The organism is Mesorhizobium sp. M0833 (assembly GCF_040319905.1).
Taxonomy (GTDB): domain Bacteria; phylum Pseudomonadota; class Alphaproteobacteria; order Rhizobiales; family Rhizobiaceae; genus Mesorhizobium.
The window spans coordinates 320,894-334,613 of sequence record NZ_JAMYOQ010000001.1 but is presented as its reverse complement, the minus strand read 5'-3'; the positions used below and the strand labels follow the sequence as shown (position 1 = coordinate 334,613).

Below are 13,720 nucleotides of genomic sequence, written 5' to 3'. Positions count from 1 at the left end.
CCCCCTTGTGGGAGAAGGCAAGAAAAAGAAGCTGAAACAATTGCGCCACGCGCGCGGCATCGTGCCGACACAATCCCGGCCGATAAGCGCGCCGAAACAACGGGTTCGGGGCCATGGCCACGCTACAAAAGTTCGACATCATCGATAGCGGCGCACGCGACGCCTCGGTCCGGCTGCGGCCGGCCGACAATCATGCGCCGAAGACGACGAAGCAATTCGCGGGACCGTTCGAGATCGCGGCGCAACAGCGCAACGGGCCGACCATGCGCGACGTGCTGATAACCGGCCTGCTGGTGATCTATCCGGTGTTCGCCGCGCTGGCGGCCATCCTCGCCGGGTTTTTCCTCGCCGGCGCCGGCGGCGCCTGAGCCGCTATTTCGGCCGCTTGAAGGCTTTCCGCTCCGCCTCGACCGGCTCGCGGCAGACGCAGCCCTCGAGATGGTCGTTGACTAGCCCCATCGCCTGCATGAAGGCGTAGACGGTGGTCGGGCCGACAAAGCTCCAGCCGCGCTTCTTCAGTTCTTTCGAAATGCGGACCGAGACGGCCGTCGTCGGATTGGCGCGCAGATGCGCGAGATCGACGATCTCGGGCCGCTCGTCCGGTCCTGGCTCGAACTTCCAGAACCATGCCGCCAGCGAGCCGGCCTCGTCGATGAGCTCGCGGGCGCGTTTGGCGTTGTTGATGGTCGACACGATCTTGCCGCGATGGCGGATGATGCCGGCATTGCCGAGCAGGCGCTCGACATCGGCGTCGGTGAAGGCGGCGATCTTGTCGACATCGAAGCCGGCGAAGGCCTCGCGAAAATTGTCGCGCTTGCGCAATATGGTCAGCCAGGACAGGCCCGACTGGAAACCCTCGAGGCAGATCTTCTCGAACAGGCGGCGATCGTCGGCGACCGGCCGGCCCCATTCGTGGTCGTGGTAGTGCAGATAATCCGGCAGGTTGCCGTGCCAGAAGCAGCGGGCGACGCCGTCGGGACCGGCAAGCAGACCTGTCTTTTCGTCCATGGCGGAATTCCGTTCTTGTCCTGGCGTTAACGCGTTTTGACGCGGCCTTTACCGTGGCTTTACCAGATTCCTGAACCGGGCGGTAACCACACCAAAAGCTTTACTGACAGATCGGCATTTTACGCATTCCGATTCATGTTTCGGTGGCCGCTTCGCGCTCATTGTCGGCGAAATCGGGGAGGCTTTGCACCCCGGCATGTTCGACGATCAAGGTGCGTTGCGATGAAGACATTCTTGTTCCCACTGTTCGGCGCCGCCGCCGTGCTTGCCGCCGGTGCCGCCAATGCCAACGACCGCTATGCCGAGAGGCCGCCGGTGGTGGTCAGTCCCGACCTTTCGGCGCCCTGGGTGCTGCAGCTCGGCCATGCGCCGGGCATCGTGCGGCAGAGCCGGCAAGAGGCGCAGCCGCAACGGCGCTATCGGCGCCAGGCCGAACCCGATCAGCTGCGCACCGCAGCGGTGCAGGCACCGGCCAAGCGCATGATCATGCGGCCGCAAATCGACCCGATCTATCTGCCGCAGGAAGTCGCCTATGACGGCCCGCAGAAGCCGGGCACGATCGTCATCGATACGCGAGAGAATTTCCTCTATCTGGTCGAGAAGAACGGCAAGGCGCGGCGTTATGGCGTCGGCACCGGCAAGCCGGGCTTCGAATGGTCCGGCACCCACAAGATCACCAACAAGCGCGTCTGGCCGGACTGGCGGCCGCCGGCGGTGATGATCGCCCGCGAAGCCGCCAAGGGCCGTTATCTGCCGACCTATCTCGCCGGCGGCATGGAAAACCCGCTCGGCGCACGCGCGCTCTATCTCGGCTCGACCGAGTACCGTATCCACGGCACCAACCAACCCTGGACGATCGGCGGCGCGGTGTCGTCGGGCTGCATCCGCATGCGCAACGAGGACGTGGTCGACCTTTACGAGCGGGTCAATGTTGGCACGACGGTTGTAGTGATGTAATCTGCGGTTGACCTCACCGATGATTCTGCTCAGAAGCCTCGGGAGTATTGAATAACGGGGGACGGGCCGTGTGGGGATGCGGCCAGTCACGAAAGGGCAGCGCGGCAAGCCGTGCTGCCCTTTTTGTTTCCGCCAGCGCCAGCAAGAATTGACGGGAAGATTTCGCCGGCACGTCGCGCGACGGGCATGGCGGTTCGTTTTTCGCACTGCCTGTTCGCGGTTGCTTTGCTATGTGGCGGCTAAAGTTCCAGACAAAGGCCCTATCTCGATGACCCTCTCCGACGACAGCCGCTATCTCCGAGGCGGCCCGGTTGCCCAACGCATCATCGCCGGCGTGCGCGAGGACGCGGCGATCGCCACCGCCGAAGGCTTTCCGCCCAAGCTGGTGTCGATCACCGTCGGCGACACGGCGGCGGTCGACGTCTATGTCCGCAACCAGCGCGCCAAGGCGGGGCTTGCCGGCATCGGCTTCGAGGAAAGGCGCTTTCGCGCCGACATCACCGCCGGCGAACTCGAAGCGGCGATCCACGGCCTCAACGCCGACCCGCGCGTCACCGGCATCATCATCCAGCGACCGGTGCCGGTGCACATCCCGATCAAGACGCTGCAGGCGGCGGTGCATCAGCTCAAGGACGTCGAGGGCATGCATCCGGCCTCGATCGGCAACATCGTCTACAACCAGCTCGATCTGGCGCCCTGCACGGCGGCTGCCTCGGTCGAACTGCTCAAGGAAACCGGCCTCGACCTGAAGGGGCTCGAAGTGGTGGTCGTCGGCCATTCCGAGATCGTCGGCAAGCCGATCGCTTTCCTTTTGATGAGCGAAGGCGCGACGGTGACGGTCTGCCATCACATGACGCGCTCGGTGGCGGCACACGCACGCCGCGCCGACGCGCTGTTCGTCGCCGTCGGCAAGCCGCGGCTGATCAAGGCCGACATGGTCAAGCCGGGTGCGGCCGTCATCGATATCGGCATCAATTCGGAGATCGGGCCGGACGGCGAGAGCCGCATCGTCGGCGACGTCGATGCCGAGAGCGTCAGGCATGTCGCGTCGTGGATCACGCCGGTGCCGGGCGGCGTCGGCCCGATCACCGTGGCGATCCTGCTGCGCAACACCATGGTAGCGCTCAGCCGCCAGCGCGCACGCTACCAGGCAACCTACGGCACGGCGGACAGGCTGGCGGCCGAGTAGACGACTGGCGGATCACTCGGCCGCGATAGCCGCCCTCTCTTCGCGAACGCCTTCGGGCTTCGGCCCGCCATAGGCCCAGTCGAGCAGCTTTATCGTATGGACCACCGGCAGCGTCGCGGCGGAGGCGATCTGGGTGATGCAGCCGATGTTGCCGGTGGCGACGATTTCAGCGCCGGTCGCCTCGATATTCCTGACCTTGCGGTCGCGCAGCGTCGCCGAAATCCCGGGCTGCAGGATGTTGTAGGTGCCGGCAGAACCGCAGCAGAGATGCCCTTCGCGCGGCTCGCGCACGACGAACCCGGCTTTGGCCAGAAGCTCCTTCGGCTGGTGGGTGATCTTCTGGCCATGCTGCATCGAGCAGGCCGAGTGATAGGCGACAATGGTGCCCGGCTTGCGCATCGGCTCGGGCAGGTCGAGGCTTGCCAGATATTCGGTGATGTCCCTGGCCAGCGCCGAGACGCGCGCCGCCTTGTCGGCGTAGGCAGGATCGAGGCGCAGCATGAAGCCATAATCCTTGATGGTGGTGCCGCAGCCGGATGCGGTGATGACGATGGCGTCGAGCCCACCCTGCTCGATGGCGCGCGTCCAGGCGTCGACGTTCCGTCGGGCCGACGCCAGGGCAGCGTCCTCGCGTCCCATGTGATGCACCAATGCGCCGCAGCAGCCCTCGCCCTCGGGCACGACGACCTCGACGCCAAGCCGGGTCAGCAGCGAGATCGTCGCGTCGTTGATGCCGGGATCGAGCACGGATTGCGCGCAGCCGGTGAGGATGGCGACGCGGCCATTTTTCTTCGGGCCCTGCCCTGCATGGACGCCCGGCGAGGCCATCGGCGAGACTGCCGGGACCGACGTCGGTGCGAGCTTGAGCATGGCGCCCAGAGGCCTCAAGGCCTGGATTTTCTCAAACAGACCGGCGAATGGCTGGCCGAGCTTCGCCAGCTTGAGCGCCGCGCGGAAACGCGAGGGATAAGGCAGCACGAAGGCCAGCATGGCGCGGGTCAGACGATCGGCCAGAGGACGCTTGTAGGTCTCCTCGATGTGGGCGCGGGCGTGGTCGACCAGATGCATGTAGTTGACGCCCGACGGGCAGGTGGTCATGCAGGCGAGGCAGGACAGGCAGCGGTCGATATGGGTGACGATCTCCTTGTCGGCCGGACGTCCGTTTTCCAGCATGTCCTTGATCAGGTAAATCCGGCCGCGCGGCGAATCCAGCTCGTTGCCGAGTGTCACATAGGTCGGGCAGGTGGCCGTGCAGAAGCCGCAATGCACGCATTTGCGCAGGATCTTCTCCGATTCCGCGACATGCGGATCGGCGAGCTGGGCAGCTGAGAAATTGGTCTGCACGTAAACAAATCCTTACCGTTTGAGCATGATCTTTTCCCAAAACCGGTACCCACTTTTGGGGATCACGCTCATAATCCCAGAAACCAGCTTTCCGGGTTCTTGACCGCTTCGCCGCGCTGCAGCGCCTGCAGGCCGAGAATGCAGCGGGCGATGAACCAGACGGCGACGGCGAAAATCAGCACGACACCGATGACCACGATCATCAGCAGCGCCGAGATCAGCGCATAGAGCAGGCCGATCCAGAAGGTGCGGATCAGGAATGTGTAATGGCTCTCGACGAAGCCGCCGGCCTTGCCGCGGTTGATATAGGCCAGGACGATACCGACAATGCCGCTGACGCCGATGACAAGGCCGGCGAGATAGAGGATGTAGATGACCAGCGCATTGGTCGGACCGGGCTCCAGCCAGCGGTCGGTCTGGCGTGAGGTACCGTTTTGGCCTGGATCGCTCATTGGGCTCCTCCCTCGGTTGCCGGGGCGAGAGTAGCAGAGCCTGCGCCCGGCGCCATACGGCCGGGATTGAGGATATTCTTCGGGTCGAATTCGGCCTTCAGCCGCGCCGACAGTGCTGCCAGTTGCGGCGCTTGCGGTTCGAACACGGGAACGGCAGCGCGGTGCGAGGGGGTTGCGCGCACCAGCGTCGCATGGCCGCCACCATGTCTTCTGATGAGGCCGCGCAACAGGCCGGCCTCGGGATCGTCCTGCTGCATGCGCAGCCAGATCAGCCCGCCCTGCCAATCGTAGAAGGCATCGACCGCGGCCTGCATGCGCAGCGCCAGCACCATCTGGTGGCCCTGTGACGGCGCCATCGAGACGCGCCACACAGGCCTTTCGCCGCCATCGGCGAAGGGCGCGCAGTCGCGGATGTCGCGCCAGACCGAATACGAGACCGAACCGGAAATCTCCTGCAGCGGACCAGCGTCTTTCAGCAGGTCTTTCAGCGCGGCAATGCGGTAATCGACCGACGGGCCGAAGCCCTCGATGCGCAGCAGCGTCGCCGCATCGCTGCCGAGACTGCCGTCAGCGACCCTAGCTGCGACCCGTTCGGGAAGATGGGCAGCGCTCGACACCTCCGCGCTGGAACCGAGCGCCAGCGCCATGGCGGCGGCGGCGTGATCGTCGAGCAGGCCGCGAATGGCGAGCGTGACTTCGGTCTCGGCGGCAGGCAGCACCTTGAAGGTGACGTCGGTGAACACCGCCAGCGTGCCCCAGCTGTTGGCCATCAGCTTGGACAGATCATAGCCGGTGACGTTCTTGACCACGCGGCCGCCGGACTTGAAGGCCTCGCCGCGCCCGGAAACGGCAGATATGCCGAGAATGTGGTCGCGCGCAGCACCGGCCTTCAGCCGGCGCGGCCCGGAAAGGTTCGCAGCAAGCACGCCGCCGATGGTGCCTCGTCCTGGCTCGCCGCCGAGCAGCGGGCCGTAATCCATCGGTTCGAAGGCCAGTTGCTGGCCGTTTTCGGCAAGCAGGCTTTCGATCTCGGCCAGCGGCGTCCCGGCCTTCGCCGACAGCACCAGCTCGGCCGGCTCGTAGAGCATGACGCCGGAGAGTTTGGAAAGGTCGAGCGTATGCTCGCTCTGCTGCGGCCGGCCGATGCCGCGCTTGGAACCATGGCCGATGATTTCGAGCGGCGAGTCTTCGGCGGCTGCCCAAGCGACGGTGGAGAGGGTTTCCGCTGATGTGGTCGGGGTGAAGGTGGTCATGCGGCAGAACCGCCAGTCGTAAATGACGAGAAGCCGCGATCCTTCCCACCCCCCTCTGTCCTGCCGGACATCTCCCCCGCAAGGGGGGAGATCGGATGTCGCTTAGGCTTTCGCCAACCATCAACGCTTGAAGGCGAGCAGGACGTTGAAGCAGCCAATCTCCCCCCTTGCGGGGGAGATGTCCGGCAGGACAGAGGGGGGTGTCCAAGCGCCAACATACCCCTCAAAACCTCGGAATGTCCGGAAACGCCAGCTGCCCGCGATGCACGTGCATCCGCCCGAGTTCGGCGCATCGCCTCAGCTGCGGAAACACCTTGCCCGGGTTGAGCAGATGGTTGGGGTCGAACGCGCATTTGACGCGCATCTGCTGGTCGAGGTCGATCTGGTTGAACATTTCCGGCATCAGGTCGCGCTTCTCGACGCCGACCCCGTGCTCGCCGGTCAGCACGCCGCCGACCTTGACGCAGAGCCGCAATATGTCGGCGCCGAAACTCTCCGCCTTCTCGAGTTCGCCCGGCACGTTGGCGTCGTAGAGGATGAGCGGGTGCAGATTGCCGTCGCCTGCGTGGAAGACATTGGCGACGCCGAGCCCGTATTTCTCCGACAGTTCGCGCATGCCGGCGAGCACGCGCGGCAGTTCCTTGCGCGGTATGGTGCCGTCCATGCAGTAATAGTCGGGCGAGATGCGGCCGACCGCCGGGAAGGCGGCCTTGCGGCCGGCCCAGAAACTCAGCCGCTCCTGCTCCGACTGCGAAATGCGGCATGTGGTCGAGCCGTTCCTATAGGCGATGGCTTCGACCAGGCCGATCAGGTGATCGACCTCGACACCTGGCCCGTCCAGTTCGACGATCAGCAGCGCCTCGACATCCAGGGGATAGCCGGCCTGGACGAAATCCTCGGCGGCGTGGATGGCCGGACGGTCCATCATCTCCATGCCGCCCGGGATGATGCCGGCGCCGATGATGTCGGCGACGCATTGGCCGGCCTGCTCGCTGGTCGGGAAGCCGATCAGCAGGGCACGCGCCGTCTCCGGCTTCTTCAGGATACGCACGGTGACCTCGGTGACGACGCCGAGCAGTCCTTCGGAGCCGGTCATAACGCCGAGCAGGTCATAGCCTTCCGCGTCGAGCTGGCTGCCGCCGAGGCGCACCACCTCGCCATTCATCAGCACCATCTCGATGCCGAGCACATTGTTGGCGGTGAGACCGTATTTCAGGCAGTGCACGCCGCCGGAATTTTCCGCGACATTGCCGCCGATCGAGCAGGCGATCTGGGAGGACGGATCGGGGGCGTAGTAAAAGCCCTCCTGCTCGACGGCAGTGGTGATACCGAGATTGGTGACGCCGGGCTGGGCGACGACGACGCGGTTCTGAAAATCGATCTCGAGGATGCGGTTGAAGCGGCTCATGACCAGCAACACCGCGTCCTGGAGCGGCAGCGCGCCGCCGGACAGCGAGGTGCCGGAACCGCGCGGCACGACGCGGACGTTGCGATCGCTGCAATATTTCAATACGCGCGACACCTGCGCCACGGTCTGCGGCAGCACCACGACGAGCGGCAATTGCCGGTAGGCGGTGAGCCCGTCGCTCTCGAAGGCGCGCATGGCATTGGCGGCGTCGACGACGCCCTCGCCCGGCACGATGATGCGCATATCGGCGACGATCTCGTCGCGCCGGCGCATCGTGGCGTCGTCTGGTTTCGGCATGGCAAGGCCGGACATCGACAGCCTCCTTCGATCGACTGGTAAAAATCTTTTACCAGCGACGGTGGTCGCTTGCAAATGCCGCTTTGGCCGGGTTGGGAGGCCTATGGGCCGGGACAGCCTTCCGCAGCGGCAATCTGCCGCTCCACCCTTCGCTACTCGCCGGGCTGCTTGCCTGGTTCGGAGTGCATGCGGCGGACGCGGCGCACGCCCCACCAGACGAGCACGACGGCGAGCGGCACCGAGGCGGCGGTGACCATTTCCGGCGCAAAGACGTGGCCGAAGACCGAGGCGCCCTTGGCGACGTAGCCGATGAGGCCGACGACATAGTAGGAGACGGCGGCGACCGAGAGCCCCTCCACCGTCTGCTGCAGCCGCAATTGCAGGCGGGCACGATTGTTCATTGAAGCCAAAAGATCGCGGTTCTGCTTTTCGACCTCGACGTCGACCCAGGTGCGCAGCAGCGTGGTGGCACGGGTGAGCTTCGTCGACAGGTTGGCCTGACGCTCCTCGACCGAACGGCAGGTACGCATCGCCGGCGCCACGCGGCGCTGCAGAAAACCGCCCCAGGTGTCGTAGCCGGGCACCGCCTCTTCATCGAGCGCTTCCAGCCGTTCGCGAACGATGCCGTCATAGGCGCGGCTGGCGCCGAAGCGGTAGAGGCTGGAGGCGGCATCGGCCTCCAGCTCGGCGGCCAGTTCGGTCAAGTCGGCAAGTAGCGTCTGGCTGTCGCGGGTCTCGGCGACCTTCATTTCCAAGGTGGTCTGAGCCAGCCTGTCTTCGATGCGGCGGGCGCGACCGGACAGCGTCAGCGCCAGCGGCAACCCAAGCATGGCCAGGGTGCGGTAGGTCTCGATGTCGATCAGCCGCTGTGAAAGTGCCCCGGTGCGCGCCGGGGTCAGGCCGCGGTCGAGCACCAGCATGCGGGTCAAGCCGTCGCCATCCTGGCGGAAATCGGTGACGATGGCCGCGTTCCCGCGCTCGACCAGCGAGTAGCACAGGCTGGTCGGGTCGAAGCCGGCGATCAGCCTCTCGTTCGCGGGCGTCCATTTGCGGATTTCCAGCCTGATGCCGGAAATCACCGTGCCCGGCGGTGAAAACCCGTTGCCGAAGGGTGTGTCTTCTTGCCCTCTGCCGTTTTCGGCGAGCGGTCCTTCCCAGAGGTAGGTCGAGAACTCCGTGTGCCGTTCCCAGCGCAGCGAGCCCTTGCCCCATTTCATCGCGTGATGGCGGGCGTGGGGGTCGGGCGCGGCGATGCCGAGGCGTCGCGACAATTCGGAAAGCACGGCCTGATCGACGCCGGATCCAGCTTCGGTCATGAAGGAAAGCTGCACCAGCACGCGCGGCTTTTCGACCAGCGGATGCGGCCGGGCGTGGACCTCGCCGAGCGCGCCCGGCCGACCTTCATGCGCCGGAAAGCCCATGACGCTGCCGCCCACGGCTTTGGCGCGCAGCTGGAATTCGAGGTTGGACGGGTCGGCGTCTGGCACGGCTGGTCCCCCGGGCTTCTCTGAGCCCTTTTTGGCAATGATGTCTCTCTTGTTCACGGAAACGCCGAACCGCTCTATCTCTTTGATTCTGCGCAATTCCGGACGAAAAACCGTTTCACACTTTTCCTGGAATTGCTCTAGAGGCAATCACCAGAGGACGCAAACGGCCAGTTTAGCTTACGCTGATATGAAGCCGCGGCAGTGAACGGGCCCGGCCCCGGCGAATTGGATAAATAATTTGACCAGTTGGCGACGCTGGCTTTATCTTGCGCCACATCGGTTCAACCTCCAGGCACCCCGTTTGAGCGACATTTTCTCCCGGATCGAGCATTCGCGCACCGCCGACGAGGTGGTGCAGCAGATCGAGAGCCTGATCCTCGAAGGCGTGCTGCGCACCGGCGACCGGCTGCCGGGCGAGCGCGAGCTGGCGCGCCAGTTCGAGGTGTCGCGGCCGATCCTGCGCGATGCCTTGAAAGCGTTGGAAGGGCGCGGGCTGTTGACGACACGGCCAAGCGGCGGCACCCATGTCGCCGATGTCATCGGCCAGCTGTTCACCAAGCCGGTGACCGACCTGATCTCGATGCATCGCAAGGCGGTGACCGACTATCTGGAGTACCGCCGCGAGATCGAGGCGGTGGCTGCGGAATATGCGGCGCGGCGTGCCACATCTGACGATCTGGCGCTGCTCGACCGCATCATGGCGCGCATGGACGAGGCGCACCGGACCGCCAATTTCGACGACGAGGCGGAAATCGACATCGAGTTCCATCACGCGATCTGCGAATGCGCGCACAACATCATCCTGCTGCACACGCTGCGCTCCTGTTATCGGCTGCTGTCGGAAGGCGTGTTCCAGAACCGGCGGCTGGTGTTCAACGTGCCGGGCGCGCGCGAGGCACTGCTTTCGCAGCACCGGGCAATCTATGCGGCGGTCAAGGCCGGCGATCCGGCTGCGGCGCGGCAGGCGGCGATGGACCACATCTCCTACGTCGAACGATCGATGGCCGAGGCCGAGCGCAGCGGCGACTGGCAGCGCGTGTCGCGGCTGAGGCTCAGGCAACGTTCCGAGCCCGGTGCCGGTGAGGCGGCAAGAAAACAGCCGTAGGCCCCGCCCAGAAAATCCAACGACGACGAACCAGCGAAGAACCAGCGGAAAAGATCCATGAGCAGCATTCTCACCATCGCCGACCTCAAGGACCTGGCGCGCCGCCGCGTGCCGAAGATGTTCTTCGACTACGCCGATTCCGGCGCCTGGACCGAAAGCACCTACCGCGCCAACGAAGAGGATTTCCAGAAGATCAAGTTCCGCCAGCGCGTGCTTGTCGACATGGACAACCGCTCGCTGGAATCGACCATGATCGGCGAGAAAGTGACGATGCCGGTGGCGCTGGCGCCGACCGGCATGACCGGCATGCAGCACCCGGACGGCGAGATGCTGGCCGCGCAGGCGGCGGAGGAATTCGGTGTGCCGTTCACGCTGTCGACAATGAGCATCTGCTCGATCGAGGATGTCGCGTCGGTGACCAGGAAGCCGTTCTGGTTCCAGCTCTATGTGCTGCGCGACAAGGACTTCGTCTTCGATTTGATCGACCGCGCAAAAGCGGCGAAATGTTCGGCACTGGTGCTGACGCTCGACCTGCAGATCCTTGGTCAGCGCCACAAGGATATCCGCAACGGGCTTTCGGCGCCGCCGCGGATGACGCCGAAGCACATCTGGCAGATGGCGACAAGGCCGCGCTGGTGCGTCGGCATGGCCGGCACCAAGCGCCGGAGCTTCCGCAACATCGTCGGCCATGCCAAGGGCGTCGGCGACCTCGCCTCGCTGTCGTCGTGGACGAAGGAGCAGTTCGATCCGCATCTGTCGTGGAAGGACGTCGCCTGGATCAAGGAGCGCTGGGGCGGCAAGCTGATCCTGAAAGGCATACTCGACAAGGAAGACGCGCTGATGGCGGCCAGGACGGGCGCCGACGCGATCATCGTTTCCAACCATGGCGGCCGCCAGCTCGACGGCGCCTCGTCGTCGATCATGGCGCTGGAAGAGATCGCCGACGCCGTCGGCGACACGATCGAGGTGCACATGGACGGCGGCATCCGTTCCGGCCAGGACGTGCTCAAAGCATTGTGCCTCGGCGCCAAGGGCACCTATATCGGACGGCCTTTCCTGTACGGCCTCGGCGCACTCGGCAAGGAAGGGGTTACCAAGGCGCTGGAAATCATCCGCAAGGAGATGGACATAACGCTGGCACTGTGCGGAAAGCGTCTGGTCACCGACATGGGCAAGGATCAGCTCCGGCGCTAAAGTCCCGTGACGGCATGACCACGGAGGCGACGCAGGCATTGACGGAGCCCGGCATCAATTTTTTCGAAGCGCGCGGACCGGAAGGTATGCGCCTCTATGCGATCGGCGATGTGCACGGTCGGCTTGACCTGCTGACCGCCATGCACCGCCGGATCGAGAGCGAGTTGGAGAGGAAGCCCATTGCCGATTGGCGCGTGATCCATCTCGGCGACTATGTCGACCGGGGTCCGGACTCCAAAGGCGTCATCGATTTCCTGATCGACGCGCAAAAACGCGATCCACGTCACCTGATGCTGGCCGGAAATCATGATCTCGGCTTCCTCGATTTTCTCGATGTCCCCGACCCGGACGGCCTGTTCATGCGCTATGGCGGCATCCAGACGGCGCTATCCTATGGAGTGTCGCTCGGTGGCAGCAGCGCCTGGTTTGGCCGCGCCGATGCGGCATTGCGGCAAGGGCACGCCGCGCTGGTCGAGGCGGTGCCGCAGAACCATGTCGAGTTCCTGCGCTCTCTGGCCTTTTCAGTGACATTCGGCGACTTCTTCTTCTGTCATGCCGGCATCCGGCCCGGCATTGCGCTGGAAAGCCAGAGCCCGCAGGACCTGATCTGGATCCGCGAGGTCTTCCACGACCACACCGGCCTCCATCCCAAGATCGTGGTGCACGGCCATACGCCGGTAGCCAAGCCCGAGATCACCGGCAACCGCGTCAATGTCGACACCCTCGCCTGGCACTCGGGAAACCTCACCGCGCTCGTCGTGGACGGCGCGGAGAAACGGATCCTGACGGTGACGGGTGAGCGGGCGTAGGTAAGGCGCGAGGTTATGTGCAGAGGGTCTAGCGAAGCGCGGCGGTGACGCCGTAGCCGTCGACGGCATTGTGGTTGTTGGCCGCGTCGGCGGAATAAATGCCGAGGCCGCACAAGACGATGGCCGACAACATGGCAAAGGACAAAAAGGCTGCTTTCACGGACGTCATCTCTTGTTGAGCTTTCTGCATCTATGCACGAGCGGGTTACCAATGCGTTGAAACGCGAAATACGTCGCAAATGTCTGACGGTTTCGCGCTTCTAGGCATGTTCTGTATCGGCGGTGTGTCGCGCGGGTCACAGGAAAGGTTCATCGCGGTTGCACGCAAGATGCAGAGCGGGCGCCTTTTAGGCTGGCGGACTGACACAGGCCAAGGATGAAACGCGTTATCCCCGGCGGATTTGCCGCCGCGTGCCAAATATGCAACGTCGCCAAATACGTTGGCTGTATGAGCCGTCAGATCGTCGCCACCCAGGCGCGGGCGATGGCGAGGCCGGCGGCATCGGCTTGCGGTCCGTTGCGGGCCATTTCATCGTCGAGCCGGCCCGCCCATTCAGGATGCCGCTCGGCGATCAGCGGTGCGAAGGAGGTGCTCCAGTCGCGCACCATCGGACTGTCGGCCTCGAAATGGAACTGGAAGCCGTAGACGGCGCGGCCGATGCGGAACGCCTGGTTCTCGGCGACGGCATTGCCGGCCAGCCGCACGGCAGTCTCGGGCAAGGCAAAGGTGTCGTCGTGCCATTGGAAGATCGGGAATTTTTCGGGCAAGGCGGCGAGCACCGGATCGGCCTGCGCCGCCGAGGTAAGCGCGACCTCGTGCCAGCCGAACTCCGAGGCACCGCCTATCTGGTTCTCGCCGCCAAAGGCGCGCGCGACCAACTGGCTGCCAAGGCAGATGCCGAGCACCGCGCGATCCCTGTCGGCAAAGTTGCGCGTCAGATCGAGCAGGCCCGGGAAATACGGGCAGAGCTCGTCGTCCAGCGCATTCTGGGCGCCGCCGAGCACCACCATGGCGTCATGCCAGCCGCTATCTTGCGGCAGCGCGTCGCCGCGATACGGCCGGCGCAGGTCGATATCGGCGCCCGCCTCGACAAGCGCCGCGCCGATCTGGCCAAGGCCCTCATTGTCGAAGTTCTGGACGACCAAGACCCGCATCGAAACCTGCTGACATGAAATTGATGCAGCGAGCGATATCATGGCGTCAGCATTGCAGCCAA

The 13,720-nt window shown here is 64.7% G+C and carries 14 protein-coding genes; 6 read left to right on the top strand and 8 right to left on the bottom strand.

The features are described 5' to 3' along the window. The first annotated feature begins 113 nt into the window (after positions 1-113). The gene (locus NKH98_RS01580; RefSeq protein ID WP_352896141.1) at positions 114-368 is read left to right on the top strand and encodes a hypothetical protein; all 255 of its coding nucleotides are present in this window, start codon (positions 114-116) and stop codon (positions 366-368) included. A gap of 4 nt (positions 369-372) precedes the next feature. On the opposite strand, the gene NKH98_RS01575 is transcribed toward NKH98_RS01580, so the two are convergent. Further along, the gene (locus NKH98_RS01575; protein WP_352506891.1) at positions 373-1,008 is read right to left on the bottom strand and encodes a DNA-3-methyladenine glycosylase I; all 636 of its coding nucleotides are present in this window, start codon (positions 1,006-1,008) and stop codon (positions 373-375) included. Between the two features lie 222 nt (positions 1,009-1,230). Here NKH98_RS01575 and NKH98_RS01570 point away from each other — a divergent pair, with 222 nt between their 5' ends. Beyond that, positions 1,231-1,965 carry a L,D-transpeptidase gene (locus NKH98_RS01570; protein ID WP_254819319.1) on the top strand — a complete coding sequence of 245 codons (735 nt, stop codon included), beginning with the start codon at positions 1,231-1,233 and terminating at the stop codon, positions 1,963-1,965. A gap of 268 nt (positions 1,966-2,233) precedes the next feature. After that, positions 2,234-3,154 carry a bifunctional 5,10-methylenetetrahydrofolate dehydrogenase/5,10-methenyltetrahydrofolate cyclohydrolase gene (locus NKH98_RS01565; protein WP_352475823.1) on the top strand — a complete coding sequence of 307 codons (921 nt, stop codon included), beginning with the start codon at positions 2,234-2,236 and terminating at the stop codon, positions 3,152-3,154. Between the two features lie 12 nt (positions 3,155-3,166). On the opposite strand, the gene glcF is transcribed toward NKH98_RS01565, so the two are convergent. From glcF to NKH98_RS01540, 5 genes are all read right to left on the bottom strand, one after another. Then, positions 3,167-4,498 carry a glycolate oxidase subunit GlcF gene (glcF, locus tag NKH98_RS01560; protein ID WP_352896138.1) on the bottom strand — a complete coding sequence of 444 codons (1,332 nt, stop codon included), beginning with the start codon at positions 4,496-4,498 and terminating at the stop codon, positions 3,167-3,169. Positions 4,499-4,566: 68 nt separating this feature from the next. Further along, on the bottom strand, positions 4,567-4,950 hold the full coding sequence (locus NKH98_RS01555) for a DUF4870 family protein (RefSeq protein ID WP_352806154.1): 384 nt from the start codon (positions 4,948-4,950) through the stop codon (positions 4,567-4,569). After that, positions 4,947-6,203: an FAD-binding protein gene (locus tag NKH98_RS01550; RefSeq protein ID WP_352896134.1), complete on the bottom strand. Its 1,257-nt coding sequence runs from the start codon at positions 6,201-6,203 to the stop codon at positions 4,947-4,949. The genes NKH98_RS01555 and NKH98_RS01550 overlap by 4 nt, the downstream gene beginning before the upstream one ends. A gap of 223 nt (positions 6,204-6,426) precedes the next feature. Then, positions 6,427-7,923 (bottom strand): FAD-linked oxidase C-terminal domain-containing protein, encoded by a 1,497-nt coding sequence (locus tag NKH98_RS01545; protein WP_352896131.1) that lies wholly within the window; start codon positions 7,921-7,923, stop codon positions 6,427-6,429. Positions 7,924-8,060: 137 nt separating this feature from the next. Beyond that, complete coding sequence (locus tag NKH98_RS01540) at positions 8,061-9,395, bottom strand: DUF3422 family protein (RefSeq protein ID WP_352896128.1); 1,335 nt, start codon at positions 9,393-9,395, stop codon at positions 8,061-8,063. A gap of 301 nt (positions 9,396-9,696) precedes the next feature. Between NKH98_RS01540 and NKH98_RS01535 the strand changes: the two genes are divergently transcribed. From NKH98_RS01535 to NKH98_RS01525, 3 genes are read left to right on the top strand one after another with little or no spacing between them, the layout of a single operon-like run. Beyond that, on the top strand, positions 9,697-10,500 hold the full coding sequence (locus NKH98_RS01535; RefSeq protein WP_352896126.1) for a FadR/GntR family transcriptional regulator: 804 nt from the start codon (positions 9,697-9,699) through the stop codon (positions 10,498-10,500). Positions 10,501-10,557: 57 nt separating this feature from the next. Next, positions 10,558-11,694 carry an alpha-hydroxy acid oxidase gene (locus tag NKH98_RS01530; protein WP_254819311.1) on the top strand — a complete coding sequence of 379 codons (1,137 nt, stop codon included), beginning with the start codon at positions 10,558-10,560 and terminating at the stop codon, positions 11,692-11,694. A 38-nt stretch (positions 11,695-11,732) separates the two neighbouring features. Then, positions 11,733-12,503: a metallophosphoesterase gene (locus NKH98_RS01525; protein WP_352806232.1), complete on the top strand. Its 771-nt coding sequence runs from the start codon at positions 11,733-11,735 to the stop codon at positions 12,501-12,503. 28 nt (positions 12,504-12,531) lie between these two features. On the opposite strand, the gene NKH98_RS01520 is transcribed toward NKH98_RS01525, so the two are convergent. Both NKH98_RS01520 and NKH98_RS01515 read right to left on the bottom strand, forming a co-directional pair. Continuing rightward, the gene (locus NKH98_RS01520; protein ID WP_280952144.1) at positions 12,532-12,663 is read right to left on the bottom strand and encodes a hypothetical protein; all 132 of its coding nucleotides are present in this window, start codon (positions 12,661-12,663) and stop codon (positions 12,532-12,534) included. Positions 12,664-12,959: 296 nt separating this feature from the next. Continuing rightward, positions 12,960-13,658: a type 1 glutamine amidotransferase gene (locus tag NKH98_RS01515; protein WP_352896123.1), complete on the bottom strand. Its 699-nt coding sequence runs from the start codon at positions 13,656-13,658 to the stop codon at positions 12,960-12,962. Positions 13,659-13,720 lie beyond the last annotated feature (62 nt).